Raw genomic sequence first — 25,995 nt, 5'->3', positions numbered from 1 at the left:
TACCCGTTGAAAATTCTCCCATATACTATCTTCATTTTATCAAATCTAAATAAAATATAAAGCATTATTGTCCACGCATTCATTTATATTCCAAAGGATTGATTGCTACGACTGCTTCCTTCGTGTACCGCCTCTTCCATTTTTTCCGATAACCCATTTTGCAGCAAATACATTTTATAGTACAACCCTTTTTGTGCCAGTAATTGTTGATGGTTGCCACGTTCGACAATTTTTCCTTTATGAAGGACACAAATAAGATCCGCTTCTTGAATCGTCGACAGTCGATGAGCAATGGCAATCGTCGTCCTGCCTTTCCGCATTTTTTCCAGAGATGATTGGATTAATTCTTCCGTTTCCGTATCAATATTCGCTGTTGCCTCATCGAGAATGAGAATTTTCGGATTCATCGCAATAGTCCGGGCAAATGCGATCAACTGTCTTTGTCCACCTGAAAGAGTTGATCCTCTTTCATTGACAGGATAAAGATATTGTTCCGGTAAATCTTTTATGAAGTCATGTGCTTGAACAAATTTGGCCGCCTCAACGATTTCTTTGTCGGTTATTTCTTGATTATACAATCTGATATTCTCTTTGATTGTACCATAAAACAAGTACGGGTCTTGTAAAACTAACCCGATTTTTCTTCGTAATTCTTCTATCGGATAGGTTTTGATCGAATTTCCATCAATGAATATCTCTCCACGGTCAAACTCATAAAACCGCATAAATAGATTAATAATCGAACTTTTTCCACTACCGGTATGACCAACAAATGCAATTGTTTCACCGGGATTCACTGTAAATGTAATATCTTTCAATATATCTTGTTTGCCGTCATAAGAAAACGAAACATGGCGAAATTCAATTTTCCCTGATGCAATTTCCAAACCTTCCACTTCAGTTTGTTGAGGAGCCAACTCTTTTTCATCCAAAAGATGAAAAACCCGTGAAGCGGAAACGATCGCTTGTTGATAAAAACTTAATTGCTCCATAAAGTTATTAACCGGTTCAAAAAGGCGACTTAAATAGGTGGTAAAGGCAAATAATACTCCAAGCTCCACAGATGTTTCCATGGAGGTAATCCCAAAAAAGCTTAATATCATAATAAGGCCTAATATATACACTAAATCTACTGCCGGGCGTAATAATAGTCCATCAATCTTGATTTTTCGCATGCCTGAACGGTAGTGAGCATCATTAATAGCTGCAAACTCTTTACACATCCGTTCCTCTTGGCGGAATATTTGAATAATTCCCATTCCCTGTAATGATTCATTTAATTTGGCATTCAGTTGCCCAAGTAATTCCCGTAACTCACTATAAAATTTCGAACTTAATTTTCGATATAAATGGATAATATAGAATAAAACAGGTAAAAGGAAAAGACATAGTGCTGCAAGTTTAATATCGAGAACAAACATAGCGATGAAAATACCGATAATCATAAAAAAGCTTTGAAGAAAAATTGCCAATACACTAACAAACATATCTTTTATTGCTTCAGTATCATTGGTTACTCTTGATACAATCGTTCCCCCGGGGGTTTGATCAAAAAACTTCATTCCAAGCATTTCTACCTTACTGAATACATCAATACGTAACTGTTGAATGATTTTTAAAGCAATCTCTTGAAATTTTACTGATTGTAAATACATAATAAGAGAATTGAACATCTGAATAACGATATAAGTTATAGCTAATATAATAATAGGTTTCGATTCGAAATTTCTCGGTGTTACATAATCATCTATAAAGATTTTTATAAAAATTGGACCAATAACTTCACCAACCGTTGTCAGAACTAATAGTAAAAAGGCAAATAGTAATGATTTCCCGTGCGGCTTTGTATAACGTAACAGACGGTACAAAACTTGTCGTTGTTGCTTAGCATCCAAATGCACATTTTTCGATAATGGCTCCATGTCTCATCCTCCATCTTCCACAAGCGATTCCAGTTGCTGATGAAGATACATTTCTCTGTACCAGCCTTGTTCACTTACTAAATTTTCATGAGTACCACTTTGAATGACTTTTCCTTCATCCAATACAAGAATTAAATCGGCATGTTGAATGGCACTGAGTCGATGCGACGTGATGATTGTGGTTTTCCCGGAACGGTTTTGTTTTAATGCTTGCAGGATGGATTCTTCCGTTTTTGCATCGACGGCTGACAAGGAATCATCTAAAATTAATATTTCCGGATTCAAAAGTAGTGCCCGGGCAATCGCAATTCGTTGTTTTTGACCACCGGACAAACTTACTCCCCGTTCACCGACAACCGTTTCGTACCCCTGTGCAAATTCAATAATATCTTCATGAATATTGGCAATCTTTGCAGCAGAAATGATATCTTCATCACTCGCATTTACCTTTGCAAAGGCGATATTTTCCCGGACGGTTGTTGAAAAGAGAAAGTGGTCTTGCGGAACATAACCAAATGCTTTACGGAATTCATCAAGTTTATATTTTTGAATTGGAAGTCCGCCAATCAATATTTCACCTTCATATCCCTCAAATTCACGAATCAACAATTTAATCAATGTTGTTTTCCCACTACCGGTCTTCCCGGCAATTCCAAGTGTTTTCCCTTGTTGAAGAGTAAATGCTATTTCACGTAAAACCGGGTCTGTTTTTCCGGGATAGCAGAATGAATGTACATGATAGTCAATATCACCGGTTGGGATAAGACTTATGCTCACATCTGAATCGGCAATCTCCATCTTTTCTTCTAATAATCGTTTTACGCGGTCGTATGAAGCACGCCCACGTTCAACAATATTGAAAAACCAACCGAAAGCGAGCATCGGCCAAATTAACAAACCTAAATATGTATTAAAAGAAATTAATTCACCAATTGTAATGCTTCCTTTAACAACATAGTATGCTCCGAACCCGATGGACAAGAAAAAAGAAATGCCGACACAGGCAGAAATCGTTGGGTCGTATAAGGCATCAATTTTTGCAACAGCGATGTTTTTTTCTACAACATCGGTGGATTGTTTCTTAAATGCTTCAATATCTTCCTTTTCTTGGCCGAATGTTTTGATGACCTTCATACCGGAAATACTTTCTTGGGTTTTGCCATTTAATAAAGAAAAGGCTTCTTGAGCTTTTTCAAACCGTGCATGAAGTTTGGTCCCATACCAATTAGTTAATAAAGCAATTAGCGGTAGTGGAAGTAAGCTGATTAATGTCAATTGCCAACTGATTGTTGCCGCCATGGTAATAATGACAAATCCGCCTGTTGCTAAAGAGTCAACAGCAGTTAGAACTCCGCTGCCGGCTGTTTGCTGGATTGCCTGTATATCATTGGTGGCATGTGCCATTAAGTCACCAATACGTTTCCGTTGATAAAAAGAGGAGGGCATCTTTGTATAGTGTTCATAAAGTTGACTTCTTAAAATCCGTGCTAATTTCACAGAACTACCAAAAATATAAATCCTCCAATAATAGCGTAATATGTACATAAGTAATGATGTTATAATAAGGGCAAAAACCCATATACCCATTTTCCCCCATGTCAAACGGTTGCTGCCAATATCATCAGCCACAAAACCGATAATTTTGGGCGGAATTAGTTGCAACAACGCAACAAATAATAACAATATGATGCCAATCATATACGACTTCTTTTCTTTTTTAAAAAACCATGCTAATTCGAAAAAGACTTTCATAGCTCCCCTCCATATTTTGATGATATAAGATCCTTACAAAATTTATACATCTCTATGTACAAAAAAGATCGTTCATATCGGATCTGTTCCGATAAAAACGATCATATTCGTATATGGACAAAATCAATGTTTGACTTCGATTATTATAGAATCCATATATTTGAAAACTCTTTTTAAAAGAGCAGTAAAAAATTACTTCGGTTGTTGTTTATTAATGGCATTCATCATTTGATTAATTTTTTTCTGACTCGGCTTCATTCCCATTTGCATCATCATCACGCGAATCATTTGTTCATTGATTGGTGGATTTTTCTTCAAATAGTCCATCATATAACGGCGTGCAAGGAAAAATCCGATGGCAATTCCTGCTAAGAGGGCAACAAAAATTAGTAAATATCCCCACCAAACCATTGCAAATCCTCCTTCTTGTTGTCTACTATTCAGTTTACTAAACGTACTTTCATTTTACAATACAGAACCTTTAAATTTTCCCATGTTTTGGTGAAAATTTCAATACTTAATTAACAAAATCACTAGAAACTATTCACCGAGAGGATAGAGTTTCCAAATAATGATGATCCTTCATCGGTTTAATCCAACCAAAACGTCCATTATCCAAATCAACAACTAGAAAATTGAATTCAGTCTTTCTTAACGCTTCCATAAATATCATATCGATATCCATTGTCCCGGTCGATTGCATAACACATTTTTTTGGATATATTTTAAAATTAACTGAACCTCGACTGTTTTCTACGAGAAACATCCCATTATTCATAATGAAATCTTTTCTTCCTTGTAATTGTTCGATTAGTTGTTTATAAATTTGGATTGCCGGTATCGACGAAGAAATATAGTCAATTTGTTTTGAAAGGATCTTTTTCGTTTTATTATTTGCTGTTTCATATTCCTTAAATAAATGATAAAAGAAATACTCTCTACCATAGTAAAAATTTGCAAATAATTCCTTAATGATATACATATCGTATTTTCTCATAATCTCCCGCCCCTTTTTCGTATAATTGGACAAATCTTTTATATATATTTTAATAGGCGGGAGACAAAAAAAATGTCGCTTTATTGAGAAAAATTTCTTCTATATTTGTCGAATTCTTGTAGTCTTTGGTCAAACACTCATTTTTAAATGATTAATGGTATCTTTTTCGTTTCTTAAGTTGCTTCAATTTTTCAGGTGTAACATCATTTCCATTCGGATCAATGACTGTTACATTTTCAATTGTTTTTTTAAATGAATTTCGGAAGGATTGCAAATATTCACTTCTCAATTTTGACTGTTCTTTTGCTTCTTCCACTGTCAACCCTTCCCTTTTCTTCTTTGCTGCCAATTCATTAATTCTGGCCAGTTTTTCTTTTGAAAGCATATGAAAACTCCTTTATTTATAATTAACATGGTTATCTTTGTTATTGACTTGCATTTCTTGACAATATTCTTGAAAACGTCTATGTACGGTTGCCTTGGATACTGAATATCCGAATCCCCTTAACGTTGCGGCTATATCTGAAAAAGTCAGTCCCATGTTTCGTAATCGAATAATTTCTTCCAATGGAACTTCTTTTCTATCACGGCCGGCATTTTCACCACGATTTGATAAATTCTGCTCCGGTCTGTATCCGGCCCGAACAGCACGTTCCATCCCGCGCTTGATTTTACTGTTATGTAACTTTCTTTGGTATTCTTCCACAAGACTTATAATTTTTAATACCATTGAATCCGCTTCGGAAATTTGTAATTCACCTTGATGAGAGATTGTATAAATTTTTACTCCCAGTTTAAACAATACGTGAAGAAGGGCGATTTTTGCATTCCCTCTGGCAAGTCTCGTTTCATCTTGAATTAAAAGTGCTTGGATTTGGTGTTCTTTAATTTTCTCCAATATTTCAAGGATACCAGGTCTGTCAAGATCATACCCGCTTGCTTGCTCACAAATTGTATCAACGACTTGAAATTGATACCTTTCTGAAAGAGCTTTAAGTTCTTCTTCCTGTCTGGCCAATGATGTTTCTTGTGACTCTTTTTCCGTACTTACCCGACAATAGATGATCGCTTTCAAAACAACACCTTCTAAAACATTGTTTGTATTATAGTATATATTATTCATTCATACTTGTCATTTCAACCGTATATTGTTCTAAATCTTTATGATCCTCTATTTTTTCCGTTTCATCGCTTGAGGATGATAATATATGTACATAAATGAGTCCACAAATAAATGAAATGAGTAATAATAGAATCACATAAGAATAATTTTTCCACAATTTTTGCAATAACATTCGATCACCCCGTTAACGAATATTAGTTCGTAACCTTATTATAAAACGAACGTATATTTGAGTCAAGAAAAATTTCGAACTTATGTTTGTCAAAATAATGTCAGTTATGATATACTATAGAAAAATATGCTAAGGGGTGTTGAATATGACTAAATTATCCAAACGTCAACAGGAAATTTTAGATTTTATTAAAAAAGAAGTAAGAGAAAAAGGGTATCCACCATCGGTTCGTGAAATTGGTGAAGCGGTTGGTCTATCCTCCAGTTCAACGGTACACGGTCATTTAGCCAGACTTGAGAGCAAAGGACTAATCCGCCGCGACCCTACTAAACCGAGAGCGATAGAAATTCTCGACAATAAAGGGTTGAATGAACCTGATGTTCCTGTGCGGAAAGTGCCAATTGTCGGTAAAGTAACCGCCGGAATGCCTATTACCGCTATTGAAAATATTGAAGACTATTTTCCTCTGCCGGAAAAAATTGCTCCCAGTGGAGATCCTGTTTTCATGTTGGAAATTATGGGAGAAAGTATGATTGAGGCAGGTATTTTAGATGGAGACTATGTAATTGTCCGACAACAAAGTACCGCAGAAAACGGTGATATCGTTGTCGCTTTAACTGAGGACAATGAAGCAACTGTAAAACGTTTTTATAAAGAGAAAAACTATATCCGACTACAACCGGAAAACGCAACAATGAACCCAATTATTGTTCCGAATGTTTCGATACTTGGAAAAGTAATCGGCGTCTATCGACAAATATATTAAACTTTTATAATCATAAGAAAAGCGCAGAGCGCCCGCTTAGCGACGTACAAACTGGAGCGCCCCGCAATGAGAACAGATTTGCTTCCTCGAATAGGCATCGCACGAAGAAAAAGCGATTAGCTTTTTCGAGGACTTTGAATAATCTTCCTTGAATAAGCATCGCACGAAGAAAAAGCGAGTAGCTTTTTCTAAGGAAAAGGAAACACGGTGAGGGACGAGCCGATGTTGACTTATCGTAGTGAAGCTACTCCTAGAGTGAACTTCATGAGTAATCTTCCTTGATATACTTCATGAAGCTTTGCGACGAGCTGAACATCCGCTTCCTCGAATAGGCTATGGCGCAGGAGCACATTAAAGGGGAGTTAGTTTCTCAGTCGCTGGCGCTCGTAGCTAGACAATAAAACTAATCCCAAGTTAATTGCTTGTATTTTTATACTTTCTTATACTATATGAAAGGGTGCCTCCCAAAAAGGAAGCACCCTTAAAAATTAATATAATTTCAAATATTGTTCTCTCTCCCAAGGTGTCACTTGCGTACGGAACATATCCCATTCAATTTCTTTCGCTTCGATAAAGTTTGTTAAAATATGTTCTCCTAAAGCTGACATAATGATATCATCTTCTTGCAATTTCTCTAAAGCTGATTGCAATGTTCCGGGAAGATCATTAATTCCTTCTGCCTCACGTTCTTCTTTTGTCATGACGTAAATATTTCGATCTACCGGACTTGGAGGTGTTAGTTTGTTCTTGATACCATCTAATCCAGCTTTCAATATAACCGCCATAGCTAAATACGGATTAGCAGACGGGTCTACGCTACGCAATTCAATACGGGTACTCATCCCTCTTGAAGCAGGAACCCGAACCAATGGACTACGGTTTCGTGCCGACCATGCAACATAAACCGGTGCTTCATATCCCGGTACTAACCGTTTGTATGAGTTAACTGTTGGATTTGTAACAGCCGTAAAGTTTGGCGCATGTTTCAAAACTCCAGCCATAAATTGATAGGCTGTTTCACTTAATTCCAATTCACCTGTTGGATCATAAAATGCATTGGCACCCTCTTTAAACAAAGAAATATTACAGTGCATTCCGGAACCGTTAATTCCAAAAAGCGGTTTTGGCATAAATGTTGCGTGAAGACCATGTTTACGTGCAATTGTTTTTACAACCAGTTTAAAAGTTTGGATTTCATCACAGGCAGTAACAACATCTTCGTATTTGAAATCAATTTCGTGTTGACCGGGTGCTACTTCGTGATGGGATGCTTCAATTTCAAAACCCATATCTTCCAGTTCAACGACAATGTCTTTTCGACAGTTTTCACCTAAATCAGTCGGTGCCAAATCAAAATAACCGCCATGATCGTTTAATTCCATTGTCGGTTCTCCGTTAGCATCCAATTTAAACAAGAAAAATTCAGGCTCAGGACCTAAATTAAATTGTGTAAAACCGAGTTCTTTCATTTCTTCAACAATTCGTTTTAAATTGTTACGCGGATCTCCCATAAATGGTGTACCATCCGGATTGTAAATATCACAAATCATCCGAGCCACTTTACCACGACCGGCCGTCCACGGAAAGACCACCCAAGTATCTAAGTCCGGATATAAGTACATATCACTTTCTTCAATACGGACAAATCCTTCAATCGATGAACCGTCGAACATGATTTTATTATCCAGTGCTTTTTCAAGTTGGCTCAATGGAATTTCTACGTTTTTAACCGTTCCTAAAATGTCTGTGAATTGCAAACGTATGAAAGCCACGTTTTCTTCTTTTGCCATCCGAATAATATCATCGCGATTATATTTTTTTCCCATTGTCTTTTTCCTCCATCATTTTCTTTAATAATCTTTAACTCTATTGATTGTGATAACCTCATTAATACGAATGTGGTTCTTTTTTTGTATGCTCCTAGTGAAAGAAACGATACATGTCCCCTTGCCGTAAATCAGAACGATTGATTCGACTGTTGGTAAGTAACTCATTCCTTAAGATCTTTCTTAGTTCTTTTTCCGAAATTTCTTGGTCTCTTTCCTTTTTTCGGTTTTGCTTTTCTAACTTTTCCAGTTCCTTCATCGCAAAGATTTGTTTAATCCCTGCGATATTAACGCCTTGATCTAAAAGGTCTTTAATTTCCAAGAGCTTATCGATATCATTCAAAGAAAACATTCGCTGGTTCCCTTTTGTCCGTGCCGGAACCACCAATTGATGTTCTTCGTAGTACCGAATTTGTCTCGCTGTAAGTTCCGTCAGTTCCATCACAGTTCCTATAGGAAATAAAGGTAGGGATCTGCGAATTTCTTTTCCGCTCACCTTTCCGCCCCCTTTACAAATTATTTATTATCATTATATCCAATGTTAAATATAATGTCAACAACATGTGAGCATATCTAACATATTATTTACGACTTAAATGATGGATGTAGAAATAAAAAAATGGTTCACCGACAAAGAGCTAATTTTTTAAAAACTTAAACCGACCATTGTTTGTACATATCGACCATTTCGAAAGAACTTTTTGGGTTCTAATCAAAAGATGGCTGGGGTGTTTTTTCATGTTTATTCAATGGTGATTAACTGTTTTTCAATTAACCTGTTGACGGCAAGACAAATAGCAATTTTGACATGTTCATAAGTTAATCCCCCCTGAACATAAGCAATATACGGAGGGCGTATTGGGCCGTCTGCAGATAATTCAATACTTGCACCTTGAATAAAGGTACCTGCGGCCATAATCACATCATCTTCATACCCCGGCATATAACTTGGATAAGGTGTAAATTTTGAATTAACAGGAGAAGCATACTGAATTGCTTGACAGAAAGCGATCATTCTATCCTTATCATTAAATTGAACAGATTGAATGAGGTCGGTCCTTTTTGCATCCCAAGATGGATTTGTATTCAATCCAATACGTTCCAACATCGCTGCAGTAAATACGGCACCTTTTAATGCTTGACCAACAATATGGGGTGCTAGGAAAAAACCTTGATACATTTCAAGTAAGCTATATAGGGAGGCACCAGCTTCACCACCCAGTCCGGGAGCCGTTAATCGATAAGCACATTTATTTACCCACTCTCTTTTCCCGACAATATAGCCTCCCGTTTTTACAATGCCGCCTCCTGGATTTTTTATTAACGAACCGGCCATTAAATCGGCACCGACATGAGTTGGCTCCAATTCTTCAACAAATTCTCCATAACAATTATCTACAAAAATAACTACATCTTTTTTAATCTCTCTAACAAAATCAATCATTTCTTTTATTTCATTTACAGTAAATGATGGTCGGTCGGCATAACCTTTTGAACGTTGAATCCCAATCATTTTTGTTTTCGGATGAATACGTTCAGCAATGTTTTTAAAATCAGGTCTCCCCTCCTGTGTAAGCGGAACGGTTTGATAACCAATGCCAAATTCTTTTAAATTTCCATTTTCTGACCCGCGTATACCAACGATTTCCTCCAAAGTATCATAAGGATTGCCGGTAATATAAAGAAGTTCATCTCCCGGCCTTAGAACTCCGAATAAGCATGTAGAAATGGCGTGGGTACCGGAAATAATTTGTGGCCTGACCAATGCAGCCTCGGTACCAAAACAATCGGCATATACTTTTTCTAACGTATCTCTACCAATATCATCATAGCCGTATCCCGTTGAAGGAATAAAATGTGAATCACTGACTTCATTTTTTTGGAAACTTTTCAATACACGATATTGATTGTTTTCGACAATTTTATCAATTTGATCATGTATGGGTCGAATTTTCATTTCCACCTCATTAATAATTGATTGAAGTTTTGCATTGTTGGTTAGTACATTTTCCATGTTATTCTCCATCTCCGTCATTTTGTTTCTTGATTTCCCCATATAGAGGGGAGTGGGCAAAAATATAGCCTTTACATTGATAGGTTTCGTCACTTTCCAAAAATTTGAGCTCCCGTAAAATGGTTTCCTCTTTTAGCCGGGCTAATAATTTTCCGGATGTCGAGGGCAAGTTGACTTCATGTTGGACCATTTCTTCTATCATCATCTCTTCAATTTTACGCTTTAGTCGCTCACGATCAGCAAGGTTTAAGGCACTGATTTGTAACACCTTACCGTCCGCTGTTGGAACAAAATCATTGTGGACCCGATCCATTTTATTATATAAAACGAGTTGGGGAATTTTCTCAACATGTAACTCTTTTAATATTTTATTCACGGTTTTTTCATGTTGATCGTAATCCGGATTGGAAGCATCGATGACATGAAGCAACAGATCGGCTTCTGCAACTTCTTCCAATGTGGAACGAAATGCTGCAACCAGTGTTGTTGGTAAATCTTCAATAAAACCGACTGTATCGCTTAATAAAACAGTAAATCCGCTATGGAGCACTAATTTTCGTGTCAGTGGATCAAGGGTGGCGAATAGTTTATTTTCTTCGTAGGATGCGGCATCTGTCAATCGGTTAAACAAAGTTGACTTCCCGGCATTCGTGTACCCGATTAAGGCAATTTGGTATGTATTTTTTTTCTTTCTATTCGAGCGATAACGTTTCCGATGTTCCACAATAACAGAAAGCTGATTTTTAATTTCATTAATCCGGTTACGAATATGTCTTCGATCAGTTTCCAGTTTTGTTTCACCCGGTCCTCTTGTTCCAATTCCCCCACCAAGACGGGATAACTCGGTTCCTTGTCCAACTAATCTGGGCAATAAATACTCCAGTTGAGCGAGCTCCACCTGTAGTTTCCCTTCTCTTGACTTCGCTCTTCTCGCAAATATATCCAAAATTAATTGCGTCCGGTCGATGATTTTCGTTTGCAATTGGTTTGATAAATTTCGTAACTGGCTCGGTGTCAATTCACTATTAAAAATGACAACATCTACTTCAAGTTCTTCAATAAGATTCCGTAATTCCTCCACCTTTCCCTTCCCCAGATAAGTAGAAGAATCCGGCTTGTCTCTTTTTTGTGTCACACGAAGGATCACTTCACCATTAGCTGTATCCGTCAACGAGACAAGTTCTTCCATTGAATTTTCAAAACGGAAATCATCCATTTCCGGGAGTTGACAGCCAACGGCAATAACTTTTTCTCTTGCGTTTTCCACAAAACCACCTAATTTCTTTTATAATCAATCATTATTTTTCTTATCCGCAAGTTGAACCTGCGGAGCCTCATTTATCCATTACTATATTTACACAAAATAAATTTGACTGCAAATTCGGTTCGTAAAAAAATTTAGTTCATTATAAAAAAAACCCCAACATGCTGGGGCAAAAGATTTATCTATTTTTCAGTTCAATGTTCATCCGGAAAAATAAGATCTTGGCTGCGAATCGTCATTAATTCACTCCGGTCAAATTGATTATTAATTAATAATCTCATTGCTTGGGCACGAATCGACTTTTCAATAATATTTCTTACATAACGTCCATTTGAAAAGCGATTTCGAATAAACGATGATTTCACAAATGATAAGTGCTCTCGTAATTTTTTTTCAGCTTCATGACTTAATATATATTCTTTTTCTTTCATCATCATTTTTCCGATATCCATTAGCTGTTCAACCGTATAATCAGGAAATTCAATGATAATCGGGAAGCGTGATTCAAGACCAGGATTTAAGGCGAGAAAATGATCCATCTCGCGTGAGTAACCGGCTAATATAAGTACAAAATCATGTTGTTTATCTTCCATATGTTTGACCAAAGTATCAATGGCCTCTTTCCCAAAATCCTTTTCACCGCCACGGCCTAGAGAGTATGCTTCGTCTATAAAGAGGATGCCGCCCATAGCTTTTTTAATCAAATCACGAGTTTTTTGTGCAGTATGTCCGATATATTCACCAACTAAATCGGCTCTTTCACATTCAATCAAATGTCCCTTTGATAAAACACCAACCTTTTGAAAAAGTTTCCCGATCAGTCGGGCAACCGTTGTTTTTCCTGTTCCCGGATTTCCTTTAAACATCATATGGAGGACCTGTTTCCCAGCTTTTAATCCTTTTTCCTCCCGCTTTTTATTCACAATAATCCAGGCATATATTTCTTTAATTACGTGTTTTACATCATTTAGACCAACTAAGGAATTTAACTGTTCTTCAATTTCTCTTAATATTTCATGATCACCAGTCTGCTCTTTTGGTTCAGTAACCGGTTCAACTCTTGCTTTTCGGTTTAAAGTAATACTTATTTGACCATTATTTTTCATCCGTATTGGTTGATCCAATGTGTTCACCTCTCTTGTATGTAAAACAGTATACGCCCAGATGAAAAAAAGGTGACATTCGCCTATTTGTCGAAAAAATGTATTTCCTGCTTCACTTTTCTTTATGTTTTGACAATAATTTATGTTTAATGACAAAATCCTACTTTCCCTTTGTCAAATCTTGCGCTTTCCCAAGAAATAATGAATATTATTTCCAAATTTGCTTTCATCACGGAAAAACAGCTGATGTGATCATATCATGCACAAAGATTTGTATAAAACGAAATATGGTTCATGGAAACCTTGCTTCTCTTCCCATAAGGCTTTTAAAGGTCTTAAAATATCTTTTACTATATTTATTCATAAATAATACAAGTCATGACTCGAGTATCATATTTTCCTTAAAAGTAATACGTCCTCGATTATACTTATAGCCTACAAATAGAAAAAGAGGTATGATTTATGAAAACCATACCTCTTTTGTATTATTACTTTCCCCTACTCTAAATCAATTTGCACATTTCGTGACGGGGCAAAAGTTGATATTGCATGTTTAAAAACGAGTTGTTGTTTGCCATCGGTTTCAAATAAAACAGTAAAATTATCAAACCCTCGGACGAGACCGCGGATTTGGAAACCGTTTGTTAGGAATACGGTAACTAAAATATTCTCTTTCCGTATTTGATTTAAAAATTGGTCTTGAATATTGATCGGTTGTTTCATTCTTTGTCCTCCTCATTATTCTCCTAATTTATATATTCGCTCTAAGGTGAAGCTTTCCTGCAACGAAATCAGAAATTTTTTGTAAATTTTTTTCATATTCTTTCAGATTCGTGATATCAAACCACTCGACATCCATCTTATTCCGAAACCATGTCAATTGTCTTTTGGCAAAATGTCTCGTATTTTGTTTTAATTGGTCTACCGCTTCTTCAAGGGTAATTTTTCCGTCAAAGTAAGCGAACAATTCTTTATAGCCAATCGCTTGTGTCGCCTGAACATTTTTGAACCCTTGATCATATAAAGCTTTTGCCTCGTTGATTAGCCCATTTTCGATCATTTGGTCGACTCGTTCATTTATTCTTTTATATAAAATGTCACGATTCATTGTTAAACCAACAATCGCAACATCATATAATAATGTATATTGTTGTTTTGCTTTTAATTCCGCCATCGTTTGCCCGGTAGAAAAATATACTTCTAAAGCCCGGATAACACGGCGCTCGTTATTAGGATGAATTTGCCGGGCAGTCTCCGGATCGACTTTTGAAAGGTATTGATACAAACGTTCAATCCCTTCTAATTTCACTCTTTCTTCTAAAAGGCTACGTATTTTGTTGTTTTTTCCTTGATTAGAAAATTGATAATCATAAATAACAGCTTGAATATAAAGCCCTGTCCCTCCGACAACCATCGGTAAATGATTTCGATCGGTAATAGCGGAAATTTTTTTTCGGACAAGTTGTTGAAAATCATATACAGAAAAAGATTCATCCGGATTTTTAATATCGATTAGATGATGTGGGATTCCTTTCATTTCCTCTTTGGAGATTTTGGCTGTCCCAATATCAAGTCCGCGATAAATTTGCATTGAATCTCCACTAATAATTTCACCATGAAATTGTTTTGCCAAATCAATACTCAATTTGGTTTTTCCCACTGCGGTAGGTCCGATAATACACAGCAACTTCTCCTTGTTCACAAAAAATCCCACTACTTTCAACACATTTATTTGAAATAATTTCCTGTCATTTTTAGTTTACCACAATAAAATAAATATGTTAAACATCAAACTATTATGTCCCGAAACAGGAAAGATATACCTCACTTTGTCGATTCATGATGGAATTTCGAAAACTTTTTTTAAAATATATGCTATAAAAAGTAAGCGTGAGGATAGAAATGTTTCCGCTAAATTTTAACTGCATTTTTAGCCAGATTCGATTAGAGTAAAATTCCATCTTTTCTTCAAGCTTTCTTACATGACCCTTTTGAACATTTTTTCCATTTCATATGTTGAAAAATGAATGATAATTGGTCGTCCATGCGGGCATGTAAATGGATCACTTGTCATCCGCAATGTATCCAGCAATTGCTGAATTTCATCATGACGCAGCCGGTGATTGGCTTTAATCGAACCTTTGCAGCTCATCATAATAGCTGTTTCTTCACGCAATTTTTTAATATCAACTTTTTTCATTGTCAACACTTGTTCAATGATTTCTTGAATGGTTTCTTCTTCTTCACCGCGGGGAAACCATTGTGGGTGATTCCTGATGATAAATGTATTCGTTCCAAAAGGTTCGAGAAATAAGCCGACTTTTTTAAGTTCTTCCAGATTTTCTTCCAACTTAATAAATTCGTCGTTAGAAAACTGGAGTGTCAGCGGGATAAGCAGCTCTTGCAAATCATTTGAAACTTCCCCAATTTTTTCTTTAAAATACTCATATTTTATCCGCTCTTGGGCTGCATGCTGGTCGATGATGTATAATCCTTTTTCATTTTCAGCAAAAATATATGTGCCATGCATTTGCCCGATTGGATATAAGACCGGAATTCTACTTACCGGTTGTTTGGTAAAATCCGGGTTATTATCGAATGGTTCATGATCATCATGAGCTTTTTTCTCATTCGTTGCTTCATCAAGATCAATACCGTTCAAATTTTCCCCAATTGAATTTTCGGTTACTTTGTCAAAATTTTCCTCTTGATTATGATTCGTTTGGTGAAACGATTCTTCACTCTCTTTTATTTCGTTAACCGATTCATGTTCTTTCAGCGATTGCAAAAATAAGCCGGCTACTGTTCTTTCTTCTTTTGTTAATGTGGAGTGTCCATTGTCAATATTGGACCTTGCGACTTTCTCTCGTTTCTGATCAAACGGTTCATCTTGTTGTCCCAAGTTCTCAGGTAAATGATCTAAAGAAAGTGAAATTTGTTCGGATTTTAATTTTTCTTGTTTTGGCGCTTGACCGGCAGGGATCAGTGTCTCTTTTTTGAAGCTCTGTTTAATGGTTTCCGTAATTAATTCTGACAATTCTTTTTCCTTACTTAAACGTACTTCTAGTTTCGCAGGATGAACATTCACATCAACTAAGATGGGATCCATCGTAATGTTCAAGTAAACGATGGGAAAGCGTCCAATGGGAAGCAAGGTGTGATATCCAGCAATAACCGCATTAGAAATTGGATAATTTTTAATAAACCGACCGTTAACCATGATTGAAATATAGTTTCGTGATGCTCTGGTTACTTCCGGCAATGTGATATAACCATCGACTTGAAAATCGAGTGATTCACCGTGAATGGGAATCATTTTTTTGACAATATTTAAGCCATAGATCCCGGCGAGAACTTGCCGGGAATCTCCATTTCCGGTTGTCTGCAGAAGCGTTCTACCGTTATGAATGAGTTTCATTGCAACTTCAGGATGACTAAGTGCCAATCGGTTCATAACATCTGTAATATTTCCTAACTCGGTATGGATGGTTTTCATATATTTCAAACGGGCTGGTGTATTAAAAAATAAATCGGTTACTGTAAAATCTGTTCCTTTTCGGCTCGGAGCGGGTTCAAACAGAAGCTTCGTCCCTCCCTCTACAACGAGACGACTTCCGGGTCCACTGCCGGTGCTTGTCACCAGTTCAACTTTTGCCACCGAAGCAATACTTGGTAAAGCCTCACCGCGAAATCCGAGCGACTTGATACGGAACAAATCTTTTTCATCTTTTATTTTGCTGGTTGCATGTCTTTCAAAAGCAAGGGGTACGTCTTCCGGTTCAATCCCGGATCCATTGTCAATCACCCGGATCTTTTTCAAGCCCGCTTCTTCCACTTCCACTTCTATCATCGTACTACCCGCATCAATAGCATTTTCAACAAGTTCTTTTACAACTGATGCTGGACGTTCAACCACTTCACCTGCTGCTATTTTATTGGAAAGTACTTCATCTAATTGGATAATCTTGCCCATTTTTTCTCACCACCCAACATAATCGTTCAATTTTTATTCAGCTTTTTTTGTAACTTATATAATGCATTCATCGTATCAAGCGGAGTCATTTCTAACAAGTTCAACGATTTTAACTCATCAACCACTTTCTTCTCTTTATTTGTTAATCTGGTTGAAGCCGGTGATTTTGGTTCTTCTTGAAAGAATGATAATTGCTCTATATCCGTAGTAGTTGATTCAAATATTTGTTCCGAATTCATTTGGGTGTCTGTTTTTGCTTCTTCAATTTCTGTCATTTGATCTGGCAAGTGTGACACTTTGGCAAAATTTGGTTTTTCATCCTGATTTTCTAATTGCTGCAAAATTTCTTCCGCACGTGTAATCAACTCCGGTGGTAAGTCTGCCAATTTTGCGACATGGATACCATAGCTTTTGTCAGCAGGTCCTTCTTTTATTTTATGGAGGAAAACAACATGACCGTCTTTTTCTACTGCACTAACATGAACATTTTTCAATTTCTTTAATGATTGTTCCAAAACAGTTAATTCATGATAATGGGTCGAAAAAAGTGTTTTCGCACCGATTTTATCATGTATATATTCGATCATAGCCTGAGCAAGAGCCATACCATCATAGGTTGATGTTCCCCGCCCAATTTCGTCAAATAAAATTAAACTGTTTTCCGTTGCACCACTGATCGCATTTTTCGCTTCCAACATTTCCACCATGAATGTACTTTGGCCACTAATTAAATCATCTGCCGCACCAATCCGAGTAAAAATTTGATCAAAAATCGGCAATTCCGCCTCTTGAGCCGGGACAAAGCAGCCGATTTGTGCAAGTATGGCGGTTAAAGCAATTTGCCGCATATATGTACTTTTCCCTGACATATTTGGACCGGTAATCAATAACATTTCTCTGTCTCCATCCATAAAGCAATCATTCGGTACATAAGATTGGAGATTCATGACCTTTTCAACGACAGGATGCCTACCTTCTTTAATAATTAGTTTTCTGTCTTTTCGAAAAACAGGTTTTGTGTACATTCTTTCCTCGCTGACGGTGGCAAAACATTGTAAGCAATCAAGCTCACTTACTTGTTTCGCCAACTCTTGCAATCTTGGAATATATTCCTTTACTTGTTCACGAATTTCAATAAACAACTCATATTCGAGGTCAACACTTTTTTCTTCTGCTTCCAGAATAATACTTTCTTTTTCCTTTAATTCCGGTGTAATAAATCGTTCGGCATTGGCCAAGGTTTGTTTTCGTTCATAGGATCCATCTTTTGGAAGAAGGTGGAGATTAGCCTTTGTCACTTCAATATAATACCCAAAAACCCGGTTATAACCGATTTTTAACGACTTAATTCCTGTCTTTTCCCGTTCATTCTTTTCCATTTCACTGATCCATACTTTTCCGTTGCGACTGGCATAGCGATAAGAATCCAAGCGGTCATTATAACCATCGCGAATGATTCCCCCTTCCTTTACCGATAATGGAGGAGTTTCAATAATTGCCCGGTCAATCATGTCAGCCAGTTCAGTACATGGGTCAAGGTTTTTCGCCCTTCTTTGCATTTCCGGATCTAAAATAGATTGTAAAATATGTATAATTTCCGGAATTTGCCATAGTGTTGTCTTTAAACTGACTAGATCGCGGGCATTGACATTTCCGAATGCGACACGGCCGGCAAGTCTTTCAATATCATAGACTTGCTTCAATTTTTCACGTAATTCTTGTCGTTCCATATAATGATTTTTCAGCGTGTCCACACTATTTAACCGTTGTTCAATCGCATCAATCGATAAAAGCGGGCGGTCAATCCATTGTTTTAACAACCTTCCACCCATCGCCGTCATCGTTTCATCAAGCAACCAAAGAAGGGACCCTTTTTTTCCTTTTGACCGGATCGTTTCGGTTAATTCTAAATTTCGCTTCGAATAATAATCAATTTTCATATATTGATTGACTTGATAAAACTCGACCGGTTGAATATGATCTAAATTTCGTTTCTGGGTGCGATATAAATAATTAAAGAGACGAGCAATGGTCATTCGTAATTTTTCTTGCGTAATTTTGACCAACTTATCCGAAAATACCGCCGGAATGTCGATACTTTCTTCAAAGGAGATGGCGATAGGGAAACGTTCTTTCATTTGACTTTGCAATTCCTCGGAAAAATCCGGTGAAACAACAACCTCTTTTGTTCTGAACGTGGACAGTTCATTCATGACTTCCTCGAATTCTTCTTGTATCAATGTTACCCGGCTTTCCCCCGTTGATAAATCACAAAAGGATAATCCAAAAGTACCATCGTTAAACAGGGTAATGGATGCGATATAATTATTATCTTTATCGTGAAGGCTAGTCCCATCCATCAATGTACCGGGAGTAATTAACTGAATAACTTCTCTCTTAACCATTCCCTTTGCTCGTTTCGGGTCTTCCATTTGTTCACATATCGCTACTTTATAGCCACGATTTACCAGAGTTTCAATATATCCGGAAGCAGAGTGATAGGGTACGCCACACATCGGTATTTTTTCCTCAACTCCGCCATCTCTGGACGTTAACGTAATTTCCAGTTCTTGACTTGCTTTGACAGCATCTTCAAAAAATAATTCATAAAAATCGCCTAAACGAAAAAATAAAAAGGCATCTTGGTATTCTGCCTTTATGCTCAAATATTGTTGGATCATAGGCGTATATTGTTTCATTTTTGCCCACACCTTTTCCGTTTCATTCTCAAATAATAATTATAACATATCATTATGGAGTTATCATTCGAAAAAATTCATGTTCCTTTCCCTTCATTTTTTTATAAATTTTAAAAGGGCTTGTCTAAAAAGTCCATAAAAACAGAGCGAATGGAGAAAACAATGAGTTTTTCCATTCGCTCTGTTTCCTTATTTTTGAAATTGGTTTGGGAATTTGCGGCCCATTTCAGTATGTTGTGGGCCATTGCCACAATCCCGAATTCTGTTCGGACTTTATGAAGCCCCCGTAACAGAAATCGAGTGAAACGCAAATTGCCCTTGATGTTACCGAACACACTTTCGACATCCACTTTACGCTTCGCATAAAGAGCTGCCTTTTGTTCGTCACCAAGAGCTGCTTTGGCTTTCGCTTTCATTTCTTCATAAATCGTGTTCCAATATACTCGACGATTTCCTTTGGCTTTCGTACACCCATTCTTCAACGGGCAATCCGTACAATCTTCACACTCGTACACTTTCAAATCTTGTATGTATCCAGATGCATTTTTTCTTTTTTGATAATACTTGAATACGACTTTCCGATTGTTCGGACAGATAAAGCAATCGTCTTCTTCGATGTATTTCCAGTTTTGTACTTTTGATAAATCCTTTTTAAACTTTTTACTTTGTTCCTTCAAATAGGTTTGGTATGGGGCTAATAATTCAAAACGAGGTTCTTTTTCTTCGCCAATCGCATATAAATAGTTTTCTTCACTCGCATATCCTGCATCGGCAATGACATACTTGAGTTTCTTTTCCTTCGGCATCGATTCCAATAACTTTTCCATAAATGGTTGGAAACAGCGAGTATCTCCTGGATTTTGATAAATTTCAAATCCCACGATAAATTGATGTTGTGTGGCGAGTTGAACATTATAACCCGCCTTGAGTTGGCCGTTTTTCATATGGTCCTCTTTCATTCGCATAAAAGTGGCCTCATGGTCGGTTTTCGAGTAGCTATTTCGTTCACCTAGAATCTGTTTTTGTACTTTGTATTTTCGTAATCGTGGAAGATAATCCGTTTGAATCGTTTTCAGTTGTTTGGTGAGTTGGGATTTTTTAGAGCGAAGTTCTTTTTTTCTTTCTTTGTCTTCTTCCTGTTTATAATCTTTTTCCAAAGCTTCTATTCTCTCAGAAAGTTGTGCCGATGATTTTTCTAATTCTTCTTCTAATTGTTCTTCTTTTAATTCCTCCAAGGCGATTTGGTGCGCTTCTTGTAGAAACGATTGAATTTTGGCTCGTAGTTTCTGATCATATTTTTCTACGGATTTTCGCCATACAAACGTATATTTGTTGGCATTCGCTTCTATTTTCGTACCATCCACAAAAATATGGTCGAGGTCGATAAGTCCTTGTTCTACTAGTTGAAGGACAAATTGTTCAAATACAGAATCCATCATGTTTGACATACGAACACTACGAAAATCATTTATTGTGCGATGGTCAGGGGTTTGCAATCCCGCCAACCACATCATCGGAAGATTTTCTTTCACCATTTGCGCTATTTTCCGACTTGAATAAACATTTTGAGTGTACGCATATAAAATCACTTTCAATAACATTTTAGGGTGATAGGGTGCACGACCCCCACCAACATAATGAGTATACAACACTTCATCCGGAATCGATTCCACCATTTCATCCACTAAACGGGCGACATGATTTTCAGGAATATACATTTCGATATCTAAAATGCTCATGACTTGACGATTGCAATAAGGTTGGAAAACTAGTTTTTTGCGTTTCTTATTCTTTTGAACCTCTATTTTTTGAATACCCTCTAGAGTCATTTCTAATTGCGTGTTATAATTTTCTTGAATAGTCATTTGATTATTCATAAGAAATCGTCCTTTCTGTAGAATGTTTTTTGGTCAATTTCATTCTATAAAAAAGGACGATTTTTTTGTACCCTAAAAACAGAAAAAAGGGCTGAGCCCAAGGTCGATTCAATCGACTTTTCGGACAGCCCCTTGATTCTATAAATTTATTGATATATTTGAATCTCAGAAAAGTCTCGAGTTCACTATGTAGTGAACTTTAAAACTAAAGAAACTGGACCTCTAGTATATAATCCTTTTTCTTCATACGAAAAAGACTCGTCCAACTCAATGTTTTTAAAACTGTCTAAAATAATATTTGCTACAAGTTCTAATTGCATAAGCGCTAAGGAAGCCCCTACACAAGTATGTGTTCCATACCCAAATGCTAGATTTTGTGAGTGACTAGTGAAAGCTTTATTATCTTCAATGCTTCTATAAATATCAAATTTATCTGGATTTGAAAAGGCTTTAGGATCCCTATTAGCAGCACCAATCATATTTATAATTACTGCATTTTTAGGAATCAAAACTCCTTTGATAGTCACTTCTCTAGAAACTTGTCTAGGAATAAATTGAACTGGAGGTTTAAAACGCAATGTTTCATTAATAGCATTCTTCAAAAGCTTGCGATTATTTTTTACATCCTCGAATTGTTTTGGATTTTGAAGTAGATTGTAAAATAGCAAAGCTAAAGTTTTATCGACAGGTTCAGTTGCAGCCAATAAAATATTCAATGTTAGGGCAAGAATCTCCTGAGAAGTCATTTTTATGCCATTAAATTCTGAACGTTGTAGTATAGATATTAAATCGTTTCCAGAAGAGTCTTTTTTACTTTCTATGATTGGAAGTAAATATTTTTCTAACTGTTCACTGCACCAAAAGCAATACTCAATTTCTTCATCAGAGAGATTGAAAGAAGTAATAAATTTTGCTATGCCTTTGTGCCATTCGGCAATTTGCTCTTGATCCTTTTTATCTAAGCCCAACATATCCATTGTTGATTGAACAGCAAATATCTTGCCAAAATCATTTACTAAGTCTATTTTTCCACGATTAAGATAAGGTTTTAAGACTTCAATAGCATTTTGTTTGAATAAAGAAAGTAATCGTTTGAGATTTTCACCTGTGAGCCCTTTCATTATCATTTTCTTTTTTTCTTTATGCTCTTTTCCAGTCATTTGGGCTAAAACTCTATCACGCATAACTGGTTGAGCTCGTTTCGCTAACGTTTTAGTAGTAAATATTTCTTCATTTTCTAAAACATATTTTACATCTTCATAATTACTAACAAAATAACAGTCAATAGATTCTTCATAAAAAACAGGCTCTTGTGTTCTAAAATAAGGGAAAAACTTGTAAGGATCTTTTGAGTAAGCTTCTGAAAAAATACTTATTTTACTTTGTTGCAGCATATATAAAACTCCTTTCAAATATTAATTAATTTGTTTCAAGATGATATAGCCTTGGTTGTCACTCATCTTAATATAAAATTCTGAATTTTTTATTTTCTCTCCTAATTTCCATGGTCTATGATATGCAAGCACGGACTCTTTATAGCCTAGAATTGAAGCACCTGATAGAAAGAAAGGTAGTTCTGCTAATACGTATTTTACAGCGTGAAATAACATATTATCTGTAATTTCTATATCTTCCATATTTAAAGACTTCGCTCGGCTAGAAAGTGCATCATGAGACATTGCCAAACAAGATTTCCTAAATTTTTCATCTTTTTCAAAGTAATAAATTACGTTTTGATAAACTTCATTATAAATTTTGTTGTTTTTAAAATCTGAAAAAGTATATATATCAATCTCTCTACCATTTTTCCTTAATGCTTCTTCGCTAAAACGGAAATGACGTCTGATTTCCTTTCTGACTTTTCTTTCCGCTTTTGTTGTAGGAGTTCCGAGGGCTTCAAGTAAGTTCTTAGCTTCATCTCCAGCTAATAAAACGGTCACATTTTTGAAATTTTTTGATGACCAATCAATAAGTTGGTGAATATAGTTTTGTGAAAACTTACTGTTAAAGGGACTGATACCTAAAAGTATGTGAGTCTTATTCTTATAAATTTTCTCACAATTTCTAGATAGTGGAACAACATAGAACAAATCTTTAATAACTTGTTGCATTTAAAAACCCCTTTCCCCAATTATAATTAACCAGTTAATATTAACCGATTAATATTAACTGGTTAACGATAATATAACACACCCCAAAAATATTGTCAAACATTATCGAATTGAACAAATTATTATTCGAACCCCCTTGACAACACACGAAAATTCCTTTAGTATTATTGTTAACCGGTTAACAATAAGATAGAAAGCACTAAAGGGAAAGTTTTAAAAGCATCCATCACAAGAATTCATCACAACTAGAGAATCGATCAGAAGAACTGAATCGAGTGATAATAAGAATGTATTGTTTGGCGTTTCATGGATATTGACACAATTTCACATTGTTGTTTATCTAACCCGTTGATGAATATAGTTTTGGGAAAACTTATTGTTAGAGGGACTGATACCTAAGAGCATGTGAGTCTTATTCTTATAAATTTCCTCGCAATTTCTAGATGGTGGAACAACATGGAACAAATCTTTTAATAACTTGTTGCATTAAAAAAACTCCTTTCCCTAACTATGATTAATAAGTTAACATTAAACATTTAACATAATATAACACAACTCAAAAACATTATTGAGTTATGCGAATTATCATTTAAATATTTTTCCTTTATTTCTTGACAACACGTAAAAATTCCCTTACCATTATTGTTAACTGGTTAACTATCGTAAGGAGGATAAAAATGGAAAGCACTAAAAAGAAAGTTCTAAAAGCATTACAAGAATTCATCACAACTAGAGAATCGATCAGAAGAACTGAATCGAGTAATAATAAGAACGTATTGTTCGGTGTTTCATGGACATTGACACAATTTCACATTGTTGCCCTTCTGAAAGAAAATGAATTAATGAATAATACAACCTTAGCTAAAGAACTTAATATATCTAAACCAGCGGTAACTAAAGCAACAAAAAAATTACTGGAGAAAGGTATTATTAAGGAAAAACAAAATGAAGGAAATAAAAAAGAAATTTTCTATGTTTTAACTGAAAAAGGGGAAACAATGGCCGCAATTCATGAGAAGCTGCATAAGGAGGCTGAAGAACAATATTTATCACTTTTAGATAACTTCAATAAGGAACAACTTGAAACAATCATATTATTTTTAAATACGCTTACTAATCATTTGAAAAATGAAAATATGAAGTAGGAGGGAAGAGCTTTGGATAAAGCCCTTCAACAAAAAAGCAAAGTTCTGGTTCTTCTCCTAAGTATTTCAGCTTTTTTTGCGTCATTAAATCAAAATATTTATTCCCCTTTGATTCCTCTTATTCGAGATACTTTTGACACAACGATTTTTTGGGTGGATTTAACAGTTAGTGGTTTTATCTTTATTATTTCTATCATGCAAGTAATATTAGGAACATTTATTGATTCTGCTAATCAAAAAAAGTTAATGATCACTAGTCTTTTGATTACAAGTATCTCAACCTTATTTTGTGCATTTACAACAAATTTTATGGTATTTTTTGTTGCACGAATGTTTCAAGCCATCGGTACAGGAATGATTCCGTTGATTGCAGTGAATGTCATTGCATATTTATTTGAAGGGGCAGAACGGGGCGATGCAATGGGAACATATCAAATCTTATTGACATTAGCCCCCGCACTTGCGCCGATCTTGGGAGGATTCATTGGACAATACTACAATTATTCAGGTGTATTTTTATTTCTATTTGTCATTTCAATGACATTGTTGATTTTTTTAGGATACAAACTTCCAACATTAAATAGTAAACAATTATCCGATAATAAAAATAAAGCTCAAACACTTCTAAAATATCAAATTTTATGGGCAAATAAAAAAGGCATGAGTGTTATCGGAATTGGTTTTTTCGTCTTTCTGGTATATTTTTCAATATTGACATATTTACCTGTTTTATTGCACGATCACTATCAAATATCTTTACAGATTATCGGATTATTATATTTGCCTTTGACAATTAGTATGATTATAGGTAGTACCCTATTTAAAAAGTTACAAAGAAGATTTAATTTAGAAAAGTTATATCGTGCAATTTTATACTTAATGCCATTTTTCATTATATTATTTGGTTTAATGATGAAAAAGAACATTATCATATTAAGTATTATTTTATTCATTTATGGTGTTTTACTAGGATTCTCTCCACCATTATTTTCAACAATCATTAGTAGTCAATATACAAATGAAAAAGGATTGGCATTAGGAATATTTAATTTTGTACGATATTGTGGAATGGCAATAGGAGCAGGAATTGTCGGAATTAGCTTTCTGAGTTCCTCTTCCTTATTTCTTATTCTAGGAATCGTGTTTTTAGTGATTTCGTTCATGATTAATCAGATTTTAAAATAAAAAATGGTTTCTTCATCCTTTATTTACAATGGTTCTATGTCAATTGTTGGGGTGCACTTGATGTGA

General features: G+C 35.7%; 23 protein-coding genes. 3 read left to right on the top strand and 20 right to left on the bottom strand.

Annotated elements, in window-relative coordinates:
- Positions 1-83: 83 nt before the first annotated feature.
- The 7 genes from NSQ14_RS08600 to NSQ14_RS08570 all read right to left on the bottom strand — a co-directional run bounded on the left by NSQ14_RS08600 (position 84) and on the right by NSQ14_RS08570 (position 5,966).
- A complete protein-coding gene (locus NSQ14_RS08600) occupies positions 84-1,922 on the bottom strand; it encodes an ABC transporter ATP-binding protein (protein WP_342014926.1) in 1,839 nt (612 codons plus the stop codon).
- A gap of 3 nt (positions 1,923-1,925) precedes the next feature.
- Complete coding sequence (locus tag NSQ14_RS08595; protein WP_216405258.1) at positions 1,926-3,674, bottom strand: ABC transporter transmembrane domain-containing protein; 1,749 nt, start codon at positions 3,672-3,674, stop codon at positions 1,926-1,928.
- A 192-nt stretch (positions 3,675-3,866) separates the two neighbouring features.
- Positions 3,867-4,085, bottom strand: coding sequence for a YneF family protein (locus tag NSQ14_RS08590; protein WP_034769993.1), 219 nt, complete (start codon positions 4,083-4,085; stop codon positions 3,867-3,869).
- Between the two features lie 133 nt (positions 4,086-4,218).
- The gene (gene sirA, locus NSQ14_RS08585; RefSeq protein ID WP_251245670.1) at positions 4,219-4,671 is read right to left on the bottom strand and encodes a sporulation inhibitor of replication protein SirA; all 453 of its coding nucleotides are present in this window, start codon (positions 4,669-4,671) and stop codon (positions 4,219-4,221) included.
- 151 nt (positions 4,672-4,822) lie between these two features.
- Positions 4,823-5,056, bottom strand: a complete 234-nt coding sequence (locus NSQ14_RS08580) for a DUF896 domain-containing protein (protein ID WP_034769989.1) — start codon at positions 5,054-5,056, stop codon at positions 4,823-4,825.
- Between the two features lie 12 nt (positions 5,057-5,068).
- Positions 5,069-5,746 (bottom strand): YneB family resolvase-like protein, encoded by a 678-nt coding sequence (locus NSQ14_RS08575; RefSeq protein ID WP_041848547.1) that lies wholly within the window; start codon positions 5,744-5,746, stop codon positions 5,069-5,071.
- A gap of 40 nt (positions 5,747-5,786) precedes the next feature.
- On the bottom strand, positions 5,787-5,966 hold the full coding sequence (locus NSQ14_RS08570) for a hypothetical protein (protein WP_034769986.1): 180 nt from the start codon (positions 5,964-5,966) through the stop codon (positions 5,787-5,789).
- 145 nt (positions 5,967-6,111) lie between these two features.
- Here NSQ14_RS08570 and lexA point away from each other — a divergent pair, with 145 nt between their 5' ends.
- On the top strand, positions 6,112-6,732 hold the full coding sequence (gene lexA, locus NSQ14_RS08565; protein ID WP_041848548.1) for a transcriptional repressor LexA: 621 nt from the start codon (positions 6,112-6,114) through the stop codon (positions 6,730-6,732).
- Positions 6,733-7,220: 488 nt separating this feature from the next.
- Here the strand turns inward: lexA and glnA are convergent, their stop codons facing one another.
- The 13 genes from glnA to NSQ14_RS18900 form a co-directional block, all read right to left on the bottom strand.
- Positions 7,221-8,558, bottom strand: coding sequence for a type I glutamate--ammonia ligase (gene glnA / locus NSQ14_RS08560; RefSeq protein ID WP_041848549.1), 1,338 nt, complete (start codon positions 8,556-8,558; stop codon positions 7,221-7,223).
- 94 nt (positions 8,559-8,652) lie between these two features.
- Positions 8,653-9,054 (bottom strand): MerR family transcriptional regulator, encoded by a 402-nt coding sequence (locus NSQ14_RS08555; RefSeq protein WP_034769983.1) that lies wholly within the window; start codon positions 9,052-9,054, stop codon positions 8,653-8,655.
- A gap of 246 nt (positions 9,055-9,300) precedes the next feature.
- Positions 9,301-10,572 (bottom strand): aminotransferase class I/II-fold pyridoxal phosphate-dependent enzyme, encoded by a 1,272-nt coding sequence (locus tag NSQ14_RS08550; protein WP_041845207.1) that lies wholly within the window; start codon positions 10,570-10,572, stop codon positions 9,301-9,303.
- Position 10,573: 1 nt separating this feature from the next.
- On the bottom strand, positions 10,574-11,839 hold the full coding sequence (hflX, locus tag NSQ14_RS08545; protein WP_346208458.1) for a GTPase HflX: 1,266 nt from the start codon (positions 11,837-11,839) through the stop codon (positions 10,574-10,576).
- A gap of 191 nt (positions 11,840-12,030) precedes the next feature.
- On the bottom strand, positions 12,031-12,960 hold the full coding sequence (gene spoVK, locus NSQ14_RS08540) for a stage V sporulation protein K (RefSeq protein WP_034769978.1): 930 nt from the start codon (positions 12,958-12,960) through the stop codon (positions 12,031-12,033).
- 477 nt (positions 12,961-13,437) lie between these two features.
- Positions 13,438-13,662, bottom strand: coding sequence for an RNA chaperone Hfq (hfq, locus tag NSQ14_RS08535; protein WP_034769975.1), 225 nt, complete (start codon positions 13,660-13,662; stop codon positions 13,438-13,440).
- Between the two features lie 28 nt (positions 13,663-13,690).
- Positions 13,691-14,641, bottom strand: a complete 951-nt coding sequence (gene miaA / locus NSQ14_RS08530; protein WP_227091377.1) for a tRNA (adenosine(37)-N6)-dimethylallyltransferase MiaA — start codon at positions 14,639-14,641, stop codon at positions 13,691-13,693.
- A 276-nt stretch (positions 14,642-14,917) separates the two neighbouring features.
- Positions 14,918-16,912: a DNA mismatch repair endonuclease MutL gene (gene mutL, locus NSQ14_RS08525; protein WP_034769971.1), complete on the bottom strand. Its 1,995-nt coding sequence runs from the start codon at positions 16,910-16,912 to the stop codon at positions 14,918-14,920.
- 26 nt (positions 16,913-16,938) lie between these two features.
- Entirely contained in the window at positions 16,939-19,611 is a 2,673-nt protein-coding gene (gene mutS / locus NSQ14_RS08520; protein WP_034769969.1) for a DNA mismatch repair protein MutS, read from the bottom strand.
- A 110-nt stretch (positions 19,612-19,721) separates the two neighbouring features.
- Complete coding sequence (locus NSQ14_RS08515) at positions 19,722-21,488, bottom strand: IS1182 family transposase (protein ID WP_340733982.1); 1,767 nt, start codon at positions 21,486-21,488, stop codon at positions 19,722-19,724.
- A gap of 185 nt (positions 21,489-21,673) precedes the next feature.
- Positions 21,674-22,882, bottom strand: a complete 1,209-nt coding sequence (locus NSQ14_RS08510) for a cytochrome P450, cyclodipeptide synthase-associated (RefSeq protein ID WP_034769956.1) — start codon at positions 22,880-22,882, stop codon at positions 21,674-21,676.
- 21 nt (positions 22,883-22,903) lie between these two features.
- Complete coding sequence (locus NSQ14_RS08505; protein WP_034769955.1) at positions 22,904-23,599, bottom strand: tRNA-dependent cyclodipeptide synthase; 696 nt, start codon at positions 23,597-23,599, stop codon at positions 22,904-22,906.
- Positions 23,600-23,935: 336 nt separating this feature from the next.
- Positions 23,936-24,064, bottom strand: coding sequence for a tRNA-dependent cyclodipeptide synthase (locus NSQ14_RS18900; protein WP_081912311.1), 129 nt, complete (start codon positions 24,062-24,064; stop codon positions 23,936-23,938).
- 212 nt (positions 24,065-24,276) lie between these two features.
- On the opposite strand from NSQ14_RS18900, the gene NSQ14_RS08500 reads away from it, so the two are divergent.
- On the top strand, positions 24,277-24,744 hold the full coding sequence (locus tag NSQ14_RS08500; protein ID WP_034769954.1) for a MarR family transcriptional regulator: 468 nt from the start codon (positions 24,277-24,279) through the stop codon (positions 24,742-24,744).
- Positions 24,745-24,756: 12 nt separating this feature from the next.
- Positions 24,757-25,929, top strand: a complete 1,173-nt coding sequence (locus NSQ14_RS08495) for an MFS transporter (protein WP_328189306.1) — start codon at positions 24,757-24,759, stop codon at positions 25,927-25,929.
- Positions 25,930-25,995: the final 66 nt, after the last annotated feature.

Origin of the sequence: Caldifermentibacillus hisashii, assembly GCF_039654145.1 — a bacterium.
In the GTDB taxonomy this organism is placed as follows: Bacteria; Bacillota; Bacilli; order Bacillales; family Caldibacillaceae; genus Caldifermentibacillus; species Caldifermentibacillus hisashii.
Note: the sequence above shows the minus strand (reverse complement) of the source record. Positions and strands in the feature narration are given on the sequence as shown.